The sequence below is a fragment of the Sphingomonas sp. IC4-52 genome (assembly GCF_020707225.1).
Taxonomy (GTDB): Bacteria; Pseudomonadota; Alphaproteobacteria; order Sphingomonadales; family Sphingomonadaceae; genus Sphingomonas.
The window spans coordinates 94,989-115,196 of record NZ_JAJFEU010000007.1; the positions used below are offsets into that span (position 1 = coordinate 94,989).

At 65.8% G+C, this 20,208-nt stretch carries 19 protein-coding genes; 9 read left to right on the top strand and 10 right to left on the bottom strand.

Annotated features, from left to right (window positions below):
- Positions 1 to 36: 36 nt before the first annotated feature.
- From LK535_RS15495 to LK535_RS15505, 3 genes are read right to left on the bottom strand one after another with little or no spacing between them, the layout of a single operon-like run.
- Positions 37 to 780 carry a thioredoxin domain-containing protein gene (locus LK535_RS15495; RefSeq protein WP_227772829.1) on the bottom strand — a complete coding sequence of 248 codons (744 nt, stop codon included), beginning with the start codon at positions 778 to 780 and terminating at the stop codon, positions 37 to 39.
- An 18-nt stretch (positions 781 to 798) separates the two neighbouring features.
- A complete protein-coding gene (locus LK535_RS15500; RefSeq protein ID WP_227772830.1) occupies positions 799 to 1,470 on the bottom strand; it encodes a thioredoxin domain-containing protein in 672 nt (223 codons plus the stop codon).
- A complete protein-coding gene (locus tag LK535_RS15505) occupies positions 1,467 to 1,985 on the bottom strand; it encodes a DUF721 domain-containing protein (RefSeq protein WP_227772831.1) in 519 nt (172 codons plus the stop codon). Before LK535_RS15505 ends, LK535_RS15500 begins: the two co-directional genes overlap by 4 nt.
- A 26-nt stretch (positions 1,986 to 2,011) precedes the next feature.
- Between LK535_RS15505 and LK535_RS15510 the strand changes: the two genes are divergently transcribed.
- The 3 genes from LK535_RS15510 to nudC are packed head-to-tail and all read left to right on the top strand — an operon-like array spanning position 2,012 to position 5,273.
- The gene (locus tag LK535_RS15510) at positions 2,012 to 3,064 is read left to right on the top strand and encodes an A/G-specific adenine glycosylase (protein WP_415837153.1); all 1,053 of its coding nucleotides are present in this window, start codon (positions 2,012 to 2,014) and stop codon (positions 3,062 to 3,064) included.
- Complete coding sequence (locus LK535_RS15515; protein ID WP_227772832.1) at positions 3,061 to 4,410, top strand: serine hydrolase domain-containing protein; 1,350 nt, start codon at positions 3,061 to 3,063, stop codon at positions 4,408 to 4,410. Before LK535_RS15510 ends, LK535_RS15515 begins: the two co-directional genes overlap by 4 nt.
- On the top strand, positions 4,407 to 5,273 hold the full coding sequence (gene nudC, locus LK535_RS15520) for an NAD(+) diphosphatase (protein WP_227772833.1): 867 nt from the start codon (positions 4,407 to 4,409) through the stop codon (positions 5,271 to 5,273). The genes LK535_RS15515 and nudC overlap by 4 nt, the downstream gene beginning before the upstream one ends.
- A gap of 48 nt (positions 5,274 to 5,321) precedes the next feature.
- On the opposite strand, the gene LK535_RS15525 is transcribed toward nudC, so the two are convergent.
- Entirely contained in the window at positions 5,322 to 7,439 is a 2,118-nt protein-coding gene (locus LK535_RS15525; protein WP_227772834.1) for a S9 family peptidase, read from the bottom strand.
- A gap of 92 nt (positions 7,440 to 7,531) precedes the next feature.
- Positions 7,532 to 8,422, bottom strand: a complete 891-nt coding sequence (locus tag LK535_RS15530) for a prephenate dehydratase (RefSeq protein ID WP_227772835.1) — start codon at positions 8,420 to 8,422, stop codon at positions 7,532 to 7,534.
- A 100-nt stretch (positions 8,423 to 8,522) separates the two neighbouring features.
- Between LK535_RS15530 and LK535_RS15535 the strand changes: the two genes are divergently transcribed.
- Entirely contained in the window at positions 8,523 to 9,245 is a 723-nt protein-coding gene (locus LK535_RS15535) for a c-type cytochrome (RefSeq protein WP_227772836.1), read from the top strand.
- 223 nt (positions 9,246 to 9,468) lie between these two features.
- Positions 9,469 to 10,764: an Hsp70 family protein gene (locus LK535_RS15540; RefSeq protein ID WP_227772837.1), complete on the top strand. Its 1,296-nt coding sequence runs from the start codon at positions 9,469 to 9,471 to the stop codon at positions 10,762 to 10,764.
- 40 nt (positions 10,765 to 10,804) lie between these two features.
- Here LK535_RS15540 and LK535_RS15545 read toward each other — a convergent pair whose 3' ends face one another.
- On the bottom strand, positions 10,805 to 12,271 hold the full coding sequence (locus LK535_RS15545) for a CHAD domain-containing protein (protein WP_227772838.1): 1,467 nt from the start codon (positions 12,269 to 12,271) through the stop codon (positions 10,805 to 10,807).
- 62 nt (positions 12,272 to 12,333) lie between these two features.
- Positions 12,334 to 13,590 (bottom strand): serine hydrolase domain-containing protein, encoded by a 1,257-nt coding sequence (locus LK535_RS15550; RefSeq protein WP_227772839.1) that lies wholly within the window; start codon positions 13,588 to 13,590, stop codon positions 12,334 to 12,336.
- Between the two features lie 299 nt (positions 13,591 to 13,889).
- Here LK535_RS15550 and LK535_RS15555 point away from each other — a divergent pair, with 299 nt between their 5' ends.
- From LK535_RS15555 to LK535_RS15570, 4 genes are all read left to right on the top strand, one after another.
- Positions 13,890 to 14,258, top strand: coding sequence for a DUF6481 family protein (locus LK535_RS15555; protein WP_227772840.1), 369 nt, complete (start codon positions 13,890 to 13,892; stop codon positions 14,256 to 14,258).
- The gene (locus LK535_RS15560; RefSeq protein ID WP_227772841.1) at positions 14,255 to 14,926 is read left to right on the top strand and encodes a spermidine synthase; all 672 of its coding nucleotides are present in this window, start codon (positions 14,255 to 14,257) and stop codon (positions 14,924 to 14,926) included. The genes LK535_RS15555 and LK535_RS15560 overlap by 4 nt, the downstream gene beginning before the upstream one ends.
- A 190-nt stretch (positions 14,927 to 15,116) precedes the next feature.
- Positions 15,117 to 15,878, top strand: a complete 762-nt coding sequence (locus tag LK535_RS15565) for a histidine phosphatase family protein (protein ID WP_227772842.1) — start codon at positions 15,117 to 15,119, stop codon at positions 15,876 to 15,878.
- A complete protein-coding gene (locus LK535_RS15570) occupies positions 15,875 to 16,744 on the top strand; it encodes an NAD(P)H-hydrate dehydratase (RefSeq protein ID WP_227772843.1) in 870 nt (289 codons plus the stop codon). The genes LK535_RS15565 and LK535_RS15570 overlap by 4 nt, the downstream gene beginning before the upstream one ends.
- A gap of 131 nt (positions 16,745 to 16,875) precedes the next feature.
- Here LK535_RS15570 and LK535_RS15575 read toward each other — a convergent pair whose 3' ends face one another.
- The 3 genes from LK535_RS15575 to LK535_RS15585 all read right to left on the bottom strand — a co-directional run bounded on the left by LK535_RS15575 (position 16,876) and on the right by LK535_RS15585 (position 19,913).
- Complete coding sequence (locus tag LK535_RS15575; RefSeq protein ID WP_227772844.1) at positions 16,876 to 17,289, bottom strand: hypothetical protein; 414 nt, start codon at positions 17,287 to 17,289, stop codon at positions 16,876 to 16,878.
- Between the two features lie 104 nt (positions 17,290 to 17,393).
- Positions 17,394 to 18,629 carry an acyl-CoA dehydrogenase family protein gene (locus tag LK535_RS15580; RefSeq protein ID WP_227772845.1) on the bottom strand — a complete coding sequence of 412 codons (1,236 nt, stop codon included), beginning with the start codon at positions 18,627 to 18,629 and terminating at the stop codon, positions 17,394 to 17,396.
- Positions 18,630 to 18,671: 42 nt separating this feature from the next.
- Complete coding sequence (locus LK535_RS15585) at positions 18,672 to 19,913, bottom strand: LLM class flavin-dependent oxidoreductase (protein WP_227772846.1); 1,242 nt, start codon at positions 19,911 to 19,913, stop codon at positions 18,672 to 18,674.
- Positions 19,914 to 20,208 lie beyond the last annotated feature (295 nt).

A 20,208-nucleotide genomic window follows, 5' to 3' on the forward strand; every position in this document is an offset into this window, starting at 1 on the left:
GCGACAAGGCTCAAGCGGCGCTATGCACCGTCAGGTTCAAGCGCCGGCTGCCTTCAGCGCCTGCTCCACCTGCGGCCAGCTTGCCGCATCGAGCTTCTCGCCGTTCAGGATAAAGGTCGGCGTGCCCGTCACTTCCTTGTCGCGCATGGCGACTTCGGAAACCTTGGCGAGGTCCTCGATGCGCTTGCTGTCAGACAGGCACTGACGCGCCTGCGTCTCGGTCAAGCCGCGCTGCTTCACCCAATCGACATAGCCGAGATGCTCCACCCACGCGGTTGCCTGCTGGGCGGGGCTCATGCCTTGCAGCCGCTGCTGGAAGTCGGCCGGCACGCTTTCGAGCTTTTGGAGAAACTGGTCCTGCTCGACGAACATCTGCTCCAGGATCTGGAAGAACGGCGTCTCGCCAGCGCACTGGCCGAGGATGGCAACGCCAAGGTCGGGCGCGTGAACCAGGAAGTCGCGGAATTCGTAACTGACCTTGCCGGTCTTGATGTAATTGTCCTCGAGGGGGCGCGTACCGGTGCGGCCGAAGTTGCCGCAGGTCGGGCAGGTGCGCGAACCATATTCGACCAGCTTCAGCGGCGCGTTGGGATTGCCCATCACGAAGCCGCCGTCTGCCGTCTTGGAAACGACCTGCGTCCAATCCTGGCCCGCGGGTGCCGGTGCTGCCGCAATGGAGTTCGGCGCAGCGGCATTGGTGTTGCCGCTCTCTCCGCACGCGGCCAGCATCGCGAGCGCGCAAGCCAGGAGAGGGGTGGACGCGGCAAAACGCAGTTTCATGCTATCACTCCGTATCAATCACTTGGCGCCGGCGGCGCGCAGCATCGGTTCAAGCTCCGCCCAACCGGTGTTCTGGATCAGCTTGCCGTTCAGTTCAAAGGCGGGCGTGCCGCTGATCTTGCCCTGAATCGACTGTGCCACCTGCAGTGTTTTCGCGACATTCGACTCGTTGGCGAAACAGGCGGCGATCGCACCGTCAGTCATGCCCGCCGCCTTCGCGATGGCAGTCAGCCCTGCACCGTCGGCCAGCGCGCGCATGATCTGGGTCTGCGACTTGCCGGCATTGGCTTGCCCCGATGCCTGATCATAAGTCGCGGCCTGCTTCAGCCACGCCTCCTGCCGGGTGAACAGCAGGTCATGGATCTTGGGAAACAGCGCGGGGCCGGAGCAGCGCGCCAGCGTAGCCGCCACCAGATCGTAGCGATCGTGGATCGAGCTGCGCACCTCGAGGCTGGTGGAGCCCGACGCGATCATCTTGCCCTTCAGGACAGCGGCGGAATCGCGGGAAAAGTGGCCGCAATGAGGGCAGGTATAGCTGACATATTCGATCAACTTCACCTTCGCTTTGGGATTTCCAATGACATAGCTGCCGGAGGGCGCGACAGCCGCAGTCGCCGTCCACGGCTTCTGGGTCGCGGCGGTCAGCGGCGCGGCAAGGGCGATAGCGGCGAACGCGAATAGCTTTTTCATTTGACGATGGGCAGTCCGCTGGAGGCGCCAACGCTGGCGGCGAGCGCCTCCAGCACGGCCTTGAGTTCGGGATCTTCGATGGTCTTGAGGCTGTGGCCCAGTTCGACCGGGACCGGGCGAGGCTCCGGTACCGGGCGCGGCTTGGGCCGGGGCGCCAGATCGCCCTGGCGAATGGCCACCTTGGCGACAGCGGGATAGCCGAAGAACAGGTTCACCCGGTCCATGATTTCCGGCACGACATGCTGGATCATCACCGCATGGGCACTTCGCACCATCAGGGTCAGTGTGCCGTCCTGTTTCTTGCCGATCGGGAACTTGATCGATTCGGGTGCGGTGGCGGCGGCCAGCTTTTCGCCGACGATTTCGGGCCAGCGGGTCACGATGGACGATTGCACGAAGCCGAAACGACGAAATGCCGCGCCGCCCACAGAGGGCAACAGTTCGGACACCGGGCGCGAACGGTTCGACCGCGCGGGTTCCGGTTGTGATTGGGACGCTCGCACCCGCTTGCTCATCTGGCGCCCCATGCCATAGCCGGGCCGTGGACGCCAAGCGCTCGATCGCCGACAAGCTGCTCGATTGGTATGATCGGCATGCCCGAACCCTGCCGTGGCGCGCGCCGCCTGGTGCGCGCGCGGATCCCTATCGCGTCTGGTTGTCGGAAGTGATGCTTCAGCAGACGACGGTCGCAACGGTGCAACCGCGCTTCGAGGCATGGGTCGCGCGCTGGCCGGACATCGCCAGCCTGGCGGCGGCGGATGAGGCGGAGGTAATGGCCGCTTGGGCAGGCCTGGGCTATTATGCGCGTGCCCGCAATCTCGTGCGGGCGGCAAAGGTGATCGCTGCCGATCATGGTGGGCGCTTGCCGGAGACGGAAGCCGCGCTGCGTGCCCTGCCGGGGCTGGGTGACTATACCGCGGCGGCAGTGGCGGCGATCGCTTTCGGTCAGCGCGCCGTTGTCATCGATGCCAATGTCGAACGGGTGGTGTCGCGCTTGTTCTGCGCTGCCGGGAAGCCGGCGGTACGCGCCGCGGCGGAGCAGGTGACGCCCGATCAGCGCGCCGGTGATCTTGCGCAGGCGATGATGGACCTGGGATCGACCATTTGTTCGCCGAGAAGGCCCAAGTGCCTGCTGTGCCCGCTCGCTGATGATTGCGCTGCCCATCGCGCTGGCATGGAAGAAGCGTTCCCGGTCAAACCGGCGAAGAAAGCGCGGCCAGCGCGTTTCGGCACGATCTTCTGGCTGGAGCGCGAGATGGGCGCGGCTGACAGCGCAAACCGACGCGAGCTTCTGCTGGTCCGTCGCCCGTCCAAAGGGTTGTTGGGCGGGATGCGGGCATTGCCGACCGGGCCGTGGGAGCTCTCGGCGCCCGGTCTCGCCGAAGCGCCAGCGCCTGCCGACTGGGTGATGTTGAACCGTGCCGTCAGCCATGGTTTCACGCACTTCACCCTCGAACTCGCGCTTGCCGTGGGGCGCTGGGACGCGCATTCCACGCATGCCGAGGGCGAATGGTGGCCGGTCGATGATCTTGCGTCAGCGGGGTTGCCGACCGTCTTTGCAAAGGCCGCAGAGGCGATAGGGAGGACGCGATGAGGGCGCATTGGCTTGGCGGCACGGCCGCGTTCCTGGCATTCGCTGCCACGGTCGGCGACGCGCGGCAGGCCCGCCCGGCGGTGCAGCCCGCGCCGGCCGCGGCCAGCGCGACGCCTGCCCGCAATGCGCTGCTGCCTGCAACCCAGGCGCTCTTCGACGGCTTTGTCGCCAGTGGAAAGATGCCGGGCATCGTTGCTGCCTTTGGACTGGGGGATTCCCCGCCGCAGTTCGTTGCCGCCGGCCGTATCGCCGATGATGCCGGCGCACCGATCGCCGGCCCGGATAGCTTGTGGCGGATCTATTCCATGACGAAGCCGGTCACTGGCATCGCCGCCATGCTCCTGGTCGAGGACGGGCGAATCAGTCTTGATGATCCGGTCAGCAAATACTTCCCGGCCTTTGCCAACATGCGGGTGCTGACCAGTCCGGATACGTCGCTCGACAGTGTTCCGGCGAAGAACCCGATCCTGATCCGTCATTTGCTCACCCACACGGCAGGCCTGGGTTACAGCATCAGCGCCAAGGGGCCGCTGCTGCAGGATTATGAGCGGCGCGGCATCGTGCCGGCACAGGTGAATGCACAGGTGGAGGTAAAGGCGCGCCTTACGCGCCCCACGAGCCTTGCCGAATTCGCCAATCGGGTGGCCGCGGTGCCGCTGATCGCCGAGCCGGGCACCAAATGGCACTATTCCATCGGACTCGACGTGATGGGGGCGGTTATCGAAAAGGCGAGCGGGATGCCGTTCGACCGTTTCGTGCAGGCGCGCTTGCTGGATCCGTTGGGCATGCGCTCTACCTATTGGAGCGTGCCGGCAAGTGAGGCTCGGCGCCTGTCCACCAACTATGTCTTCGTCGGCGACAATCGGGCGCCGATCGACCCGGGTGCGACCTCGGTGTACCTGAAGCCGCCCAGTTTCCCCTATGGCGGCGCAGGTCTCGTCTCCAGCGCGCGCGATTACGACCGCTTTCTTCACATGCTGGCCAATGGCGGCACGCTGGACGGACGCCGCGTGATGAGGGCGGAAACGGCGGCGCTTGCCATGTCGAACCTCTTGCCCGCTGGCGTTTCGTTCGCCGGATTGGGTGATGGAACAGGCGGCGCCATGTCGGCCCGCATGGGCTTTGGCGCCGGCGGGTCAGTCTATCTCGAGGATGCGCCCGGCGGCGTACCTTCCAAGGGAACATTCGGCTGGGGCGGTGCCGCTGGCACCATCGCCTGGGTCGATCCGGTCAAGAAGATGCGAGGAACGGTGATGGTGCAATATTTTCCGGCGGAGAAATGGGGTCTGCGGCAGAGCGTGCCCGCCGCTTTGGCGCGCGACATGCAGCGGCTTGCCGCACGATGAGCGTCCCTGGCTTCACCGGCGGCACCCTGACCCGCGTCGCCGATCACCGCAACGATGCCGAGGCATTTGCCGCCGCGCTGGGCGACTGGCGCGCACGGCTGCTCAAGCTCGACGGCTATGATCCCGAAATCACCGAGGACGGCCGCCTCGGCTGGACGATGGTGACCGAGGCCCCGGACGATGCCCATATCGTCCTGCTGGGTTTTGATGAGGGCCGCCCGCGCTTCGCTGCCGCGCCCGAGGGCGTGCCCGCACCCCCGCTGCGCTCGCCGGCGCTGTTCCGTGCGCTGGACCAGCTCGCGCCGGGTGAAGCGGCGACATATGCCATGGCGCGTGCGGTGCTCGACTGGAATGCGCGGCATCGTTTCTGCGCGAACTGCGGCACCCAGACGGAGGCGTTCCGAGCCGGCTGGGGTCGCAAGTGCGCTAACTGCTCCACCGAGCATTTTCCCCGCGTCGATCCCGTCGTCATCATGATCGCGGAGCATGAAGGGCGCGCGCTGCTCGGCCGGCAGCCAAGCTGGCCGGCCGGCCGCTATTCTGCGCTGGCAGGTTTCCTGGAGCCGGGCGAATCGATTGAGGAAGCGGTGGCGCGCGAGATCCAGGAAGAGGCCGGCGTGCGCGTTTCCGATGTGCGCTACGTCGCCAGCCAGCCCTGGCCGTTTCCGTCACAGCTGATGATCGCCTGTGTCGGCGTGGCAGACGATGATGCAATCACGCTGGACGAGAACGAGCTGGAAAAGGCCGGCTGGTTCACCCGCGAGGAAGTCCGCGCGTCGCTGGCCGGCGACGGCCCGTTTGTGGCGCCGCCGACCTATGCCATCGCCCATACTTTGTTGACACTCTGGGCTAACGAAGGCTGATCGCGGGCCCGCCCTTCCCGGTGGTGACCGGGACGGGCGGGCAGCCGCTTATTTCACGACGTTCAGCTGCTGGAGCACGAAGGCGCCCCATTCGGCATTCTGGCGATATCGTTCGAAGCGGCCGGACTTGCCGCCATGGCCTGCTTCCATGTTCACCCGGAACAGCAGCGGATTGTTGTCCGTCTTCTTGTCACGCAGGCGCGCCACCCACTTTGCGGGCTCATAATATTGCACCTGGCTGTCCCACAGGCCGGTGCCGACATACATTGCCGGATAGGCCTTGGCCGCGACCTGGTCGTACGGTGAGTAGCTCAGCATATAGTCATAATATTGCTTCTGAGCCGGGTTGCCCCACTCGTCATATTCGAAGGTGGTGAGCGGGATGGAGGCGTCCAGCATCGTCGTTACCACGTCGACGAACGGCACCTGTGCCACGATCACCTTGTAATCCTCGGGTGCCATATTGGCGACGCCGCCCATCAGCAGCCCGCCCGCCGATCCGCCCATCGCGGCAACGCGGCCCTTAGCGGCATATTTCTGCGCGACGAGATAGCGGGTGACGTCGATGAAGTCGGTGAAGCTGTTCTTCTTGTTCAGCAGATGGCCGTCATCATACCATTGGCGGCCCATTTCCTGTCCACCGCGGATATGGGCGATGGCATAGACGACCCCGCGGTCGAGCAACCCGATCCGGCCCGGATCCACCGCCGGATCCGTTGAGATCCCGTAGCTGCCATAGGCGTATTGGAACAACGGCGCCGTGCCGTCGCGCTTCACGTCCTTGCGATGAACCAGGCTCACCGGGATCTTCGTGCCGTCGCGGGCAGTCGCCCACACGCGTTCGGTGATGTAATTCGCGGGATCGTAGCCGGGGACCGGCGCCACTTTCAGCACGCGCCGCTCGCCCGTCTTGGCGTTCACCTCATAGGTGGTCGTCGGGGTGACGAGCGAACCATAGGTATAGCGCACCCAAGCCGTGTCCGGCTCTTCGTTAACGTCCAGCGCCATGCGATAGGCGGGCTCGTCGGCCTTGACCGGCAGCGACTTGCCAGTGGCATCAAGTACCCGGATCATCCGGTTGCCACCTTCGCGCTGATCGATGGCGATGAAGCCGGTGAACGGCTTGAACCCTTCGATGAACACCGTGTCGCTGGCGGGGGTCAGATCCTTCCACGCGCCGGTGCCCCGGGCAGCATCGCCATCAGCGACCGTCATCAGCGTATAGTTTTTCGCCCGCAGATTCGTGCGGACGATCCAGCGACCGTCCATGTGATCCGCTTCGTAGCGCAGCTCACGCTGGCGGGGTGCCAAAGTCTGGAAAGCAGCGGGGCTCGTCGCGGGCGCGCAGCGCTGCTCATCGCTGACGGTGGACTGGACGATGATGCAGACAAAGCGATCATCGCTGGTGCGCGTGATGCCCATCTGGAAGGTATCGTCCTTCTCCTCGTAGAGCATCTTGTCCTGCGCGACAGGGGTGCCCAAGACATGCGCCATCACCTTGTAACCACGTAACGTGGTGGGATCCTTGGCGACGTACAGGATCGTGCGATTGTCGTCGGCCCAGACGATGTTGGGTTCGGCGTTGGTGATCGTGTCGGCCATCAGCTGACCGGTGGCGAGATCCTTGATCTTCAGCGTGTATTGCCGGCGTCCGACCACATCCTCGGCATAGGCCACCATGCGGTTGTCCGGGCTGACGGCCCAGGCCGACAGAGCGAAGAAATTATGCCCCTTGGCCATCGCCGGCTGATCGAACATCAATTCTGCCGGTGCGTTGCGATCGCCCTTGCGGCGCTCGATCACAGGATAGTCTGCGCCCGTCTCGAACCGAGTCTGATACCAATAGCCGTTCTTCAGATAGGGAACGGAACTGTCATCCTGTTTGATGTGGCTGACCGTCTCCTGGTACAATGTGTCCTGCAGAGGCTTCAGCGTCGCCAGTTGCGTGTCCGCATAGGCGTTCTCGGCCTGCAGGTAGGCGAGCATCTCCGGGTTCTTGCGGGTGTCGTCGCGCAGCCAGTAATATTCGTCGCTGCGGATGCCGTTGGGGGAGGAAACCTCATGCGGCTTCTTTGCGGCGCGCGGCGCACTGGGCGCCCCTTGCGCAACCGCACTTGTAGATACGGCGAGGGCCACGCCCGCCAGCAACATCTTACGCATCGTCATCCGCTCGCCTTCTCCTTGTCGTATCGGGTGATACGACAGCGCGGGCGCGACGCAAGCTGCGGCGTGGCGGCGATGCGACCAGTTGCAGCGGCCTAGCCGCGCTTGCGCGCCTGCCGATAGGTGCCCAGCACGCGAACCCACTTCGTCTGAAAACCGAGTTCTTCCAGCGCGCGGTCCACATTCTCGTCGCCCGGCTTGCCTTCGATATCGCAGTAGAAGTCGGTCGCGGCAAAGGTGCCACCGCGCTGGTAGCTTTCCAGCTTGGTCATGTTCACGCCGTTCGTGGCGAAGCCGCCAAGCGCCTTGTAAAGCGCGGCGGGCACGTTCTTCACCTCGAAGATGAAGGTAGTCATCCACGGGCCGTCACCCACCGGCGGCTTGCTGCCGCGCGCCAGCACGACAAAGCGGGTCATGTTGTGATCGGCATCGGCGATATCGGTGGCGAGCAGGTTGAGGCCGTATATGTCCGCTGCTGCGGGCGGGGCGAGCGCGGCGATGGCGGGATTGGCCTGTTCCGCGACCATGGCCGCCGCACCCGCGGTATCCGGGTAGGAAATCGGTCGAATGTCATGCGCCTTCAGCCAGTGGCGGCATTGTCCCAGCGCCTGCGGATGGCTCATCGCCTCGCGGATGTCGTCCCGTTCGCCCACTCCCATCAGGGCGTGCCGGATCGGCAGGAAATGCTCGCCCGTGATCACCAGCCCCGATTCGGGCAGCAGGAAATGGATGTCGGCGACGCGGCCGTGCAGCGAATTTTCGATCGGGATCATCGCTCGGTCGGCCGTGCCGCCCTTCACCGCGTCGATCGCGTCCTCGAAGGAAAAGCAGGGCAGCGGCAGCGCGTCGGGGAACACTTCCGTCACCGCGACATGGCTGTTTGCCCCCGGCGCGCCCTGGAAGGCGACCGTGCGTTCGGGTGCTTCGGAAGCGGCGGCGATCATGTTGGCGACGATCGGGCGAGCAGGCGCTGCGAAATTTTCCATCGATCTGACCGCTAAGCGACGATCAACTTCCTCTCAAGCGCTTGCCGTCCGATGACGGCTTTTCTATGGACGCACGACTTTGGAGGGGTAACCGCACGACATGGATGATCGGACCAACACGATTGCAGGCTGGGTTCTTGCTGCCTGCGGCGCCGCGCTTGGGCTGTCGATCGTCGGCGGCATGGTCTTCCACTCGGGCGAGGCCGAAAAGTCGGGCTATCCCATTGAGGCCGCCGAGGAAGCCGGTGGTGGCGCCGCCGCCGAAGTGCCGATCGCGTCGCTGCTCGCCAGCGCGGACGCGGCCAAGGGCGCCGACGTGTTCAAGAAGTGCGCGGCCTGCCACACCATGACTCAGGGTGGCGCAAATGGCATCGGCCCGAATCTTTACGGCGTGATGGGCGAAGCGGTGGCGCATGGCCGCGGCGGTTTCGCTTTCTCCGACGCGCTGAAGAAGGTGGGTGGCAACTGGGACTTCGACAAGATGAACGCGTGGCTCACCAGCCCGCGTAAGTTCGCGCCTGGCACGAAGATGACCTTCGCCGGCCTGTCGAATCCGCAGGATCGCGCGAACCTGATCCTGTACATGAACCAGCAGGGCTCAAACCTGCCGCTCCCGGCCGCTCCGGCGCCCGGCGCTGCGGCGGAAACCGATGGCGGAAACGCGGTTGAGGGCGCCGGTGGTGCCGCGCCGGATGCCGTGAACGCGGTGGACGCCGTTGAGAAGGACGTGCGGGGCCAGACCGGCGATATCGCCAACACCGCCACGCCGGCCAGCGGCGCGCCTTCGGTGGATCCGGCAGCGGAGAAGCAGACCGGTCGCTGATCAGAACTGCTTGGACCCGCCCGGTGCGTCAGCACGGGCGGGTTTCCAGGCTTTGGCCTGATGTAACAGGCCGCCGGGCGGCGCCCACTCCCCCAATCCGTTTCCCTGCCGTATCCGCTTATGCTCCTCAGGGCAGTGACACGGCTCGCTTGTCCACCGGATATCGCCGTGCCATAGGCCGCGCCCCGCACGGCGGCTCACCCCGGCGACAAAGGAGCAGGTCGTGGACAGCGGCGTCCCAGCGCTCGGCATTGATTTCGGCACCACCAACACGGTCGTGGCCCGCGGTGGCGGCAATGGCGAATCACGTCTGATTGACTTCGCCGGTGATGCCGCCAGTGGCCCGGTATTCCGCTCCGCGCTGTGCTTTTGGGAGGATGATTCCGCCTGGAACGGGGTCGCTCACGAAGCCGGGCCCTGGGCGATCGAGGAATATCTCGAGGCACCGCTCGACAGCAGGTTTGTGCAATCGTTCAAGACGGTCGCCGCCAGCAGCACGTTCGAACGCGCGCTGATCTTCGGCAAGCCCTTCCGCTTCGAGGATCTGGGCCAGCGATTTCTCCAGAAGCTGATCGGTCACGCTGGCGGTCAGCTGGACGCGCGGCCGGAGCGGATCGTGATCGGCCGACCCGTGCAATATGCCGGCGCCCGGCCGGACGAGTCGCTCGCTCGCGAGCGATACGGGGCGATGTTCGAGTGCCTCGGCGCTGATCTCCACTATGTCTATGAACCGCTAGGTGCGGCCTACAGTTATGCTTCGCGGCTGACCGAGCCTGCGACGATCATGGTTGCGGATTTCGGTGGCGGCACCACTGACTTCTCGATCGTACGCGTGGCAGAACCGGGCGCCATGCGTCGCTGCGTGCCGCTATCGTCGGCAGGAATCGGCATCGCGGGCGATCGCTTTGACCAGCGCATCGTCGACCAGCTGGTCCTGCCGCTGATCGGCAAGGGAACCACCTATCGCTCGTTCGGCAAGCTGCTCGACATCCCCGGCGGCTATTTCGCCGACTTCGCCGATTGGTCGCGCCTTGCCCTGATGCGAAACCGCCGAACGCTTGAGGAACTGCGCCGCCTGAAAAGGGACGCAACGGACCCTCAGGCAGTCGGGCGGATGATCGCGCTGATCGAGAACGAACAGGGCTTTCCGCTCTACGACTCGGTCGGCCGAGTGAAACGTGCCTTGTCGGGATCGGAGGAAGCGGAGTTTCGCTTTGAGGGCGGCGGCGTATCCATCGCCGCAACGGTCCAGCGTGCCGAGTTCGAGCAATGGATTGCCGGCGATCTTCGTCGCATCGAAGGTGCGATGGAAACGGCGCTTACCCGTGCCCAGCTTGACGGGCGGGCGATCGACCGGGTGTTCCTGACCGGTGGCTCGTCACTCATTCCCGCGATCCGCGCGATCTTCGAGCGGCGCTTCGGTGGGGAGCGGATCGCGGCCGGTGATGAATTGACCTCGATTGCCCACGGACTCGCACTGATCGGCGAGCAGCCGGACGTCGCGGAATGGAGCGCGTGATCAAGGCATAGGTGTCGGCCCTCGTCGCGCCACCGGCCGTTTACCAGAAGCGTTTTGCCTTCATCAGGGCCGCATGCGCCTTGGTGGCCTTCGCCAGCAAGGCTTTGCGGCGATCGGGCGGGAGCGAACCGTGGTTCAGGCCAAGGTCCTTCATCAATGACGGCGCAGTCGCGAGGTCGTTCAGTTCGCCCAGATGCTCCTGAAGCCTGGCCAGCCTTTTTCGGAACTTGGCGTATCGCCGGCGGGCCCTCTTGCCCGTGAACAGACTTTCGAAGAATTCAGCGGCGTAACGCAGCTTCTTGGCCTGGATGCGGACGCGGTGGCGGTCTTCGTCTTCAAGCGTGCCAAGCTGGCGACCGCGCTTCTTGAGCCTGCCCCGCAACTTCTTGAGCGCCGCGGCCGCGAATTCGCGCGCCGGCTGGGTGATTGCGCCGGGATCCGCCGGGTGCGTGCGCCACGCGCCAAGCGAGATCCATTCGATGAGATCGATCATCAGATCGCGCGTTCGCTGCGAGTCCAATGTGGCGAGGGCCGCGGCATAGGCTTGGCCATGGGCAGCCTGGATGTTCACGTCGGCATTCGGGCCCAGTCTGCCGACGAGAACGTCGAGGTCGCGTGCCTTGCCGAGCGACCGGGCCAGCAAGCGCAGCTCATCGGCGAGATGGGCGAAGCGATCATCCGCGATCACCGGTTTGAAGATGGACAGCGCCGAGCGGAGCCGGCGCAACGCAACCCGGGCCTGATGAAGCGCATCCGCCCCCGGATTGGTGCGCAGGGCCTCCTCGTTGAGGCGGAACTGGCGCAGGCATGCACCGACGATCGCGGCAAAGGCCTCCGCGACGTCCATGCCCGGATCGAGCAGCACGCGCTGCGCTTTTGCAGGCTCGTTCAACTGCCCGCCGGCCAGGCGAAAGCCACGCTCCGCCTTGGTCAGTACGCCGAGCCGTACGGGTATGTGCTGGCCAATCGCACGCGCAAGGGAGAACAGGGCGTCCGGCGAGCCGCATTTCAGCTCGGCTTCGATCTCCGCAACTGGAGCCTGGCGGCCGTTGGCGTTCGCCGTCCCTTCGTCCGCGACAAGCTCGATGGCGGCGCCTGCCCATTCGACCTGCCAACTTCGGCGCCGTACCGCGACTGAAAACGCGGGGCGGATTCGCGCAACCACGCTGCCATCCACCAGCGCGCGAAGCGGCGATGATTCACCCACATCGGGACCGGGCCCGGCGAGGTCCTGTTCCCACTCGGGCCGCGCAAACATTCCCGCGGTCGCCGCGCCGCCGGCCTTGATCGTCTGGACATGCCGTTCGCCGGTGCGGCGGACGCGAAGCGAAATGCCCGCGGCGCTTAGCGTTTGGTCGGGCGTGTCATAGTAAGTCGCCAGCTGCTCGCGGTCGTCAGCGGCAATCCCCGCCAGCACGGGTAGCCGGCAAAGCGCCGCGAACGCACCGTGACCGACCTCCAGCTTGAGCTCGATCTCCGCGGCCGGACTGCCTGACGTTGTGGTCATGGTCAGACAATCACTACTGACCGGCTTTGATCCTTCTGCCCCGGCGGCGGGTCCGCGTCGCGTCACTTCTGCGCGGACGGGTCCGGCAGTTCCAGCCAGTCGGTGGGGGCAAGCCCGTAGAGCATGTCGAAAAATTCGAGCTGAAGCCGCGCCGCCACGTGGCGGTTGCTGTTCCACAGCATCACGATCCCGCTCCGATCGGCGGGGTCGAACAGGATCAGTGATCCGTAACCGTCGACCGAGCCGCGGTGGCCGACCAATGTGTGCCCGGCATAGTGAAAGCTGCGCCAGCCCAAGCCATAGGATGCGTCGGCCAGCGCCTTGTCCATTGCCGCGCGTCGGCCATGCGGGGGCGTCGCGACTCGGGGACGGTGCATGGTGTCGAGCATTGCGGGCGGCAGCACCTGGGGCGCCGCGCCCATCTGTGCCAGCATCCAGCGCGTCAGGTCCCGCACCGATGAATTCACGCCGCCCGCGGCGGGAACGCGGTAATAATAATCATTCACCACGGCCGGCCGGCGACCCATGTGATGCGGTTTGGCCCAGCGCGCGGCGGACTCCAGTCCGGTACGGCCGACGCTCGCGTTGCTCATTCCCAACGGGGTAAACAGCCGGTCACGCGCCGCGGTGGCATAATCCTGTCCCGTCGCTCGCTCGACGATCTCCGCCGCCGTGTCATAAGCGATGTTCTGATAGGCGTAACAGGTGCCCGGCTTGCAGAACGGCGCAAGCGTGTGGAGTTCGGATCGGATTACCTTGGGATCCGCGCCTGCCTCCAGACGATCGTCCCAGGCATTGCGGACAAGCCCCAGGCGATGCGACAGCAGGTCAGCAACGGTGGCGTTGCGCGTGTCGCCGGGCAGGGTGAGGGTGGTGCCCATGTCCGACAGCGGCGCGTCCAGCGAAAGGCGACCTTCCCCGGCCAGCTTGGTGACCAGCGCGGACGCCACGCCCTTCGACAGCGATGCCCAGCGGAACACCGTATCCGGTGTCACCGCCTCCCCAGATCCGGCGAGCGTCTCGCCATAGCCGCGGATGAAGCGCAGGCGGCCGCGCTCGACCGTTGCGACTGCCAGGCCGACCATGTTCGGCTCCTGCATCACCAGGGCGATCCGCTGATCCAGTTGCTGGTAGTTCACGCGGGGAGGATCAGCGGCCTCTGGACTCGGCGGCCGCATCTTCGCGGTGATCGGATCGGCTGCCCCGCTCGGCTGCTTCGATGTGAACGCCAGCGTCGACCCCACACCGACGAGCAAGGCGACGGCGGCGGCTATAGTGATCCCTTTACCGCGTTGCGGCTTTGTCCACGTTCCGTGCATCAATCTTCCTGAGTGAGCGTGACGGTGAACCGGTCAAGCGCTGCTCCGGCCCATTTCATCCAAATCGCGCCGCGTCGAGCCAGAAGCGGTCAATATCGATGTCTTTGTCGTTCAATGGAGCGGGCGCACCAGCCGAACCCTGACTGATGGCGCCCGCCGTGGCCGCGCGCGAAAACGCGTTTCTGACCCCTGGCGAGCAGGGCTTTGCGTCGCCGCCCGGCGCCATCGCTGCCCCGCCAATGGGAGGTAAACGGGATTAAGCCTTTCTCCGGCGCCGAATTCTGCTAACGAGCGCCGGCATGGCAGGAGCTAAGATTCCCAACTTCGGCGAACGCGCGTCAGCGTCCCGAGAAGCGAAGCAGCGCGCACTGGAGAAATTGCGCAGCAAACCGGCACTCGATCCCGAGGCAGCAGCAGCCCGCACCGCCGCGCTGGAGGCGCGTGAAGCGGCTGCGGCGGAGCGTCGTGCCGCTCACCGCGCTGCGATCGAAACCGAAAAGGCTGCGCGGGCGGAAGCGCGTGCACGGGCGCAGGCAGAAGCCGACGCCGAGGCCGAGCGTATTGCCGCTTCGCGCCGCGCCGCGCCGATCAAGGTGCCGACGCCGGCCGAGTTGAAGGCCGCTCGCGATGCCCGCTACGCTGCACGCAAGGCCCGCCAGCGCGGGTGACCCCGCGTGAGCTGATCGGCACTGCCGAGGTGCCCGGTGGCCCGCCGCTGCGGCTGTTTCGCCGCGGCGCGGACTTCATGATCGTGCTTGAACGCAATGAGCTGATGAGCACGCGCATGAGCGGCTCGGAAGTGGCGCTGGGCACCATGACATGCGATCGGCTTTCCGACCGCCCGGCGCCCCGGTTGCTGATCGGCGGCTATGGCATGGGATTCACGCTGCGTGCGGTGCTGGAGCGGCTCGGTGCGGATGCGCGGGTCACCGTCGCCGAACTGGTGCCCGGAATCATCGAGTGGGCGCGCGGCCCGATGGCGGATCTGACCGCCGGGTGTCTGGATGATCCGCGGGTCACGCTCGACATGGGCGATGTCGCCGAGTCGATCCGGCGCGCCCGTGGCGATTACGACGCTATCATGCTGGACGTGGACAATGGCCCGGACGGTCTGACCCGTCCGGCGAACGATGGCATTTATTCCGCCCGCGGCCTAGCCGCGGCCATGCAGGCGCTGAGGCCGGGCGGAACGCTCGCGATCTGGTCTGCCGCACCCGATCCGCTCTTTGCGCGGCGCTTGGCGAAGGCGGGTTTTGCCGTGGACGAGGTGTGCGTGCGGGCGCGGGACAATGGAAAAGGCGCCACCCACATCATCTGGTTCGCTCGCCGCCCCTGAGGCGGGTGCGGCCTGGGGACATCTCTGCCCCTTTTGCAACCGCGCCGGGCGGATTGCCGCCCGCTGCTGGCCCGTAAGCTTGATCTGAATCGCAACGATCGCCGGGAACTCTCTGCCGCCGCCGTGCTTGGACATGGGGATGATGGAGACGGACCGGTAATGGCGATGATCAACGATCCAGAGGTGAGCGATGGCCGGTCGCTGGCCTGAACGGCTCTGGATCGTGCGCCACGGCGAAAGCGCGGGCAATGTCGCGCGGCAGGCGGCGTACAGCGCCGGCGAAGAACGCATCTCGCTCACGGCGCGCGACGTGGATGTGCCGCTGTCGCCCCGCGGCGAGGCACAGGCGGCGGCGCTTGGCGCCTGGTTTGCGGGACGGCCGGCGGAGGAGCGGCCGGAAGTGCTGCTCGCCTCTCCTTATGTGCGAGCGCGCGAAACCGCCCGGATCTTCCGCGATGCGGGCGGCGGTGTCGGTGACGAGCCGATCTGCCTTGATGAGCGGCTGCGTGAGAAGGAGTTCGGGATCCTTGATGGGCTGACCACCCGCGGGATCGCCGTGAACGAGCCTGAACAAGCTGAATTCCGCCGGCTGCTGGGAAAATTCTACCACCGCCCCCCCGGCGGGGAGAGCTGGTGCGACGTGATCCTGCGGTTGCGCGCGCTGCTGGATACGGTCGCCCTGCATCACTCGGGGCAGCGGGTCATGATCGTTGCCCATCAGGTGGTGGTGCTTTGCTTGCGCTATGTGATCGAGAACATGACGGAGGAGGAGATCATCGCGATCGACCGGACTGGTGAAGTCGCCAATTGCTCCGTCACCGAATATCGGTTCGATCCGTCGCTCGGGTCCGCCGGGAAGCTGGCGCTGGTGCGATACAATGATGTGCGCGCGGTGGATTCAAGTGCGGTGCCGGTGACGGCAGAGCCCGATGCCGCAGCGGTGCGGCGATGATCGAGCTCGATGCAGGCTGGCGCGCCAGCCATCCGATCAAGGCGGCTGAAAGGGGCGCGGACAAGGACGCGCGTGGCCGTCTGCTTGTGGTTGGTGGGTCGATCAATGTGCCTGGCGCCATCGCCTTGACGGGCGAGGCGGCGCTTCGCGTCGGTGCGGGCAAGATCCAGCTGGCCACGGTTCGATCGGCGGCGCTGCCGCTGGGTGTGCGCTTCCCGGAAGGGCGGGTGCTCGCACTGCCCGAGGACGACGCGGGCGAGATCGCGATTGATCCGCCGGAGCCACTGCATCAGGCGCTCGGCCGCGTGAACGTCGCGGTGATCGGGCCTGGAATGACCGATAATGACGCGGCCGCGCGGTTAGTGGTGCAAGCAAGCAAGGCAGAGGTCGAGATCCCGATCATTCTGGATGCGGCGGCGGTGGCCTGCATTCACGGCATGGAAGCGGCGCTGGACCCGCTGCGCGGGCGGCTGATCATGACGCCGCACCCGGGCGAAATGGCGGCGCTGCTCGGATGCGAGGAGGATGAGGTCCGCGAGGATCTGCCGCGCCACGCCACCGCTTCTGCCCGGCGGTTTGGCGCGGTGATCGTGTTGAAGGATGCGGAAACCGTGATTGCCTCGCCCGACGGCAACCTGGTGCATTACAGCGGCGGCGGCCCGGGTCTCGGCACGGGTGGGTCGGGTGACGTGCTGGTCGGCGCGATCGGCGGCCTTGCCGCGCGCGGTCTGCCGCTGTCCGATGCCGCGGCTTGGGGCGTGTGGCTGCATGGCGAGGCAGGGCGAACGCTGGCGATGCAGACCGGCCCGATCGGCTTCCTCGCGCGGGAGCTGCTCCCACTGCTGCCGGCTCTGCTGCCACGGTGAGGAAGGACGACCCGGGCCGCGAACGCGGCTGCCTTCAACGTCAGCTTTGTCAGATGCGGTGAAGACCGGCCGCGCGACCGGCCGGGTCAGCCTTTTCCGGTCGCCCTGCGGCTGGCGACCGGGGCCAAGCGTCAGAAGCGGGCAGGATGCAGACGGATCGGGATCGGTTCCGCCAGCGCTCGCCAGCCGAGCCGGGCGATCACCTCGTTGCTTTCCTTGGCGCGGCGCCCGCGCCGGCGGTCGAGCGACCAAGTGATGTGGAAAATGCCGTCGTCTGCCCGGACACAGGATCCGCCGATCCGCACTACGAGTGCCTGAACGCCGTCGCGGTCGTCGATCTCACCGATGATCTCGCCACGCTCGTCCTCCGGGAGCGGCGTGTTGGCATCGGTACCGGATCGCAGCGTCACATGATCAGCGACCACGTCGGGGAACAACGGGGGGAAACGCGCGAGCAGGCCGGCACGGTCGACCCGGTCGAGCTTCCAGCCGGTGACAAGGCGCGGGGGCGGGCCATTGCGTCGGAACGTCAGATGCATGTTCATCGGCCACCCTTTGCGGTGTTCCGGACGCCGCCTCCCCACGGCCCGTTGGTTGTCGATCGCTCCGAAAGAGAGCCGCCCCCGCGGCCCCCCTTTCGGAAATCACCTCAAAGCAGGTCGCCGCCGCATGCGGCGGCAGTGGTGCCGTCGCGCTGGAACGCCTTGATGACGTTACGGCCCACCGTCCAGCGATGCACCTCGTCCGGCCCGTCAACCAGCCGCTGCGAGCGGATATGCGTGTACCAGGCGGCGAGCGGCGTATCGAGGCTGAAGCCCAGCGCGCCGTGCAGCTGGATCGCGGTGTCCACCACCTGATGCACCATGTTGGCGAGGAAGATCTTCGCGATCGAATTTTCCTGGCGGATGTCGGCGCCCTTTTCCGCCTTGTAGGCGATGTGGAGCAGCATCAGCCGCGCCTTGTAGATCTCCGCCGCGCAATCCGCGAGCATCCACTGCACGCCCTGACGCTCCGACAGGAGCTTGCCGAACGTCTCGCGCTGGGTGACGTGCGCGGTCGCCAGATCAAGCGCGCGCTGCGCCATGGACACGTTGTGCATGCCATGGCGCAGGCGGCCATAGGCGAGGCGATGCTGGCCCATGTTGAAACCGTTGCCCTCGCCGCCCAGCAGATTGTCGGCGGGAACGACGAGATCCTTGATCTCAACCTCCGAATGCCCACCACCGAGCACCTCGCTCAAGGGGCCGTGGACCGCCATGGTCTCGATATCGCGAACGATGCGGTAGCCGGGGTTGGGCAGTTCGACGATGAAAGTCGAATAACGCTGGTGCCGCGGCGCATCGGGATCGGTCATCGCCATGACGAGCGCGATGTCGGCGACGCTGGCGGCGGACGAGAACCACTTTTCGCCGTTCAGCACGTAATTTTCATTGCCGTCCTTCACCGCGCGGGTCTGCATGCCGGTGGCGTCGGCGCCCGCCGCCTTTTCGGTCATCGAATAGCAGATGCGCTTTTCACCGTTGAGCAGCGGCTTGAGGAACTTTTCTTTCTGATAATCGGTGCCATGCGCCAGCAGCGTCATCATCGTGGCGTCGTCGGGCCCTTGCGTGTTCATCGACAGCGCGCCGAGGTGGCTTTCGCCAAGCTCCATCTGGACCAGCGCATTGGCGAGCGGGCCTAGGCCCATGCCGCCATATTCCTTGGGGATGAACGGGCACCAAAGGCCCTTCGCCCGCGCCTTGGTGCGAAGCTCGCCCAGCACCGTCTTGTAATCCTCGCCGGCCAGCAGACGCTGCTCCGCCGGCTTGCACTCGTCCTGCACCCATTGGCGAACCTTGGCGCGGATCGCCTTGGCATCTTCTGGTATTTCGAAATCGATCGACATGCGGCATCCTTTCCTGGGGTTTATTGTCGCCGTGATCGACGATCAGTTCTTCAGTGCTTCCGCGGCCTTGTTCAGATCCGGCGCGTTGGGGGAGCGCATCGCGACCCCGCCTTCCTGGCCTGCCTTGAGCGCGGCGGCGGCGCCCTCGTGCGCCATGATCTTGGAGAGAACGGCCTGGCCGGCGCGTTCGAAGGACTCCCGGTGATCGATCACATACTGGCGCGAGGTGCGATATCCGTCGAGCAGGCCGTGGATCTCCGGGATCACGTAGCGTGCGACGAGGTCCCAGCTGCGCAGCGTATTTTCCCGGTTGGCCCAGTCATGGGCAAAGCCCAGTACGGTGCCAAAGCCGCCCGCGGAGGCATGAAGCTTGCGGATCGCCGCCACCAGATCGTCGGGCGTGCCGATCACCGCCGCCGCTCCATCCACGAACGCGGTCTGGTCAACCGCGTGGTCCGGCGACGTGAAGGGCTGGGCACCGGGGCGCATCAGCGTGCCGACCGTATATTCGTTGTGCCAGCGCATCAGCCCGGCGCCGGCCTGCGCCCGCGCTTCCTCGCGGGTTTCGGCGATGTGCCACGACATCAGCACGCGCCAGTCGTTGCGGCTGACCGTCTTGCCCGATTTCGCCGCGGCTTCCTCGGCAAAGCCCCATTGCGTGGGCAGGGCGGCGAGCCCGGCCTCGGAATTGGACCCGATGGACAGGGCGCCGATGCCGTATTTGCCCGCCAGCGTCATGCCCGAAGGGCTGATCGATGATGCCACGACGAACGGCAGGTCTTCCTGCAAGGGGAACAGCTGCAGCCGCGCGTCGCGCAGCGTGAACCAGTCGCTCTCATGGGTCACCCGTTCCCCGGCGAAAAGCCGGCGGATGACGCCAATCGCCTCATCCTGCCGATCGCGCTGGGTCATCGGATCGATGCCCAGCATATAGGCGTCGGACGGCAGGGCGCCGGGCCCGGTGCCGAAGATCACGCGCCCGCGGGTCATATGATCCAGCTGAACGATCCGCTGCGCCACATTGAAGGGATGGTGATACGGCAGGGAGACGACGCCGGTGCCCAGGCGAATGCGCTGGGTCTGTTCGCCCACTGCGGCGAGGAACAACTCGGGCGACGCAATCACTTCCCACCCGGTGGAATGATGTTCCCCAACCCAGAATTCGTCATAGCCCAGCTCGTCGAGATGCTTGGCCAGCTGAATGTCGCTGCGCATCTGAAGCATGGGGTGCTCACCAATGGGATGGTGAGGGGCGATAAACGCGCCAAATTTCAATCGAGCCATGAAAGCCTCCGTGATCAATCCATGAAGACGTCACGGCCCGGCAAAGGAACGCGCACGCGCCCCCTAATCGAACACTCAACATCCTCTCCCTTGTGCCGTGAAGACACTTTGGCTGGCTCCTGTCACCTGAACGGTGCGGATCCTTGTCGTTACGGAAAGCTGTCATTGCCGGGGATTGGTTTGTCAATACAAGGAGCGCCCGTCCGCTTGCCGTCGTGCCGGCCGCGGACCCTACGGGCCGGCACTGTGGTGCCTGTGCCCGCACGTTGGCGCAGCAGTGGGATTACGACTTTCG

What these genes read in the sequence shown, in the direction of transcription:
- LK535_RS15555 (WP_227772840.1), top strand. Translation starts at nt 13,890, where the DNA reads ATGGCAGGAGCTAAGATTCCCAACTTCGGCGAACGCGCGTCAGCGTCC.
- LK535_RS15515 (WP_227772832.1), top strand. Translation starts at nt 3,061, where the DNA reads ATGAGGGCGCATTGGCTTGGCGGCACGGCCGCGTTCCTGGCATTCGCT.
- LK535_RS15580 (WP_227772845.1), bottom strand. Translation starts at nt 18,629, where the DNA reads ATGTCGATCGATTTCGAAATACCAGAAGATGCCAAGGCGATCCGCGCC.
- nudC (WP_227772833.1), top strand. Translation starts at nt 4,407, where the DNA reads ATGAGCGTCCCTGGCTTCACCGGCGGCACCCTGACCCGCGTCGCCGAT.
- LK535_RS15585 (WP_227772846.1), bottom strand. Translation starts at nt 19,913, where the DNA reads ATGGCTCGATTGAAATTTGGCGCGTTTATCGCCCCTCACCATCCCATT.
- LK535_RS15535 (WP_227772836.1), top strand. Translation starts at nt 8,523, where the DNA reads ATGGATGATCGGACCAACACGATTGCAGGCTGGGTTCTTGCTGCCTGC.
- LK535_RS15495 (WP_227772829.1), bottom strand. Translation starts at nt 780, where the DNA reads ATGAAACTGCGTTTTGCCGCGTCCACCCCTCTCCTGGCTTGCGCGCTC.
- LK535_RS15575 (WP_227772844.1), bottom strand. Translation starts at nt 17,289, where the DNA reads ATGAACATGCATCTGACGTTCCGACGCAATGGCCCGCCCCCGCGCCTT.
- LK535_RS15565 (WP_227772842.1), top strand. Translation starts at nt 15,117, where the DNA reads ATGGCCGGTCGCTGGCCTGAACGGCTCTGGATCGTGCGCCACGGCGAA.
- LK535_RS15500 (WP_227772830.1), bottom strand. Translation starts at nt 1,470, where the DNA reads ATGAAAAAGCTATTCGCGTTCGCCGCTATCGCCCTTGCCGCGCCGCTG.
- LK535_RS15525 (WP_227772834.1), bottom strand. Translation starts at nt 7,439, where the DNA reads ATGACGATGCGTAAGATGTTGCTGGCGGGCGTGGCCCTCGCCGTATCT.
- LK535_RS15530 (WP_227772835.1), bottom strand. Translation starts at nt 8,422, where the DNA reads ATGGAAAATTTCGCAGCGCCTGCTCGCCCGATCGTCGCCAACATGATC.
- LK535_RS15545 (WP_227772838.1), bottom strand. Translation starts at nt 12,271, where the DNA reads ATGACCACAACGTCAGGCAGTCCGGCCGCGGAGATCGAGCTCAAGCTG.
- LK535_RS15550 (WP_227772839.1), bottom strand. Translation starts at nt 13,590, where the DNA reads ATGCACGGAACGTGGACAAAGCCGCAACGCGGTAAAGGGATCACTATA.
- LK535_RS15570 (WP_227772843.1), top strand. Translation starts at nt 15,875, where the DNA reads ATGATCGAGCTCGATGCAGGCTGGCGCGCCAGCCATCCGATCAAGGCG.
- LK535_RS15505 (WP_227772831.1), bottom strand. Translation starts at nt 1,985, where the DNA reads ATGAGCAAGCGGGTGCGAGCGTCCCAATCACAACCGGAACCCGCGCGG.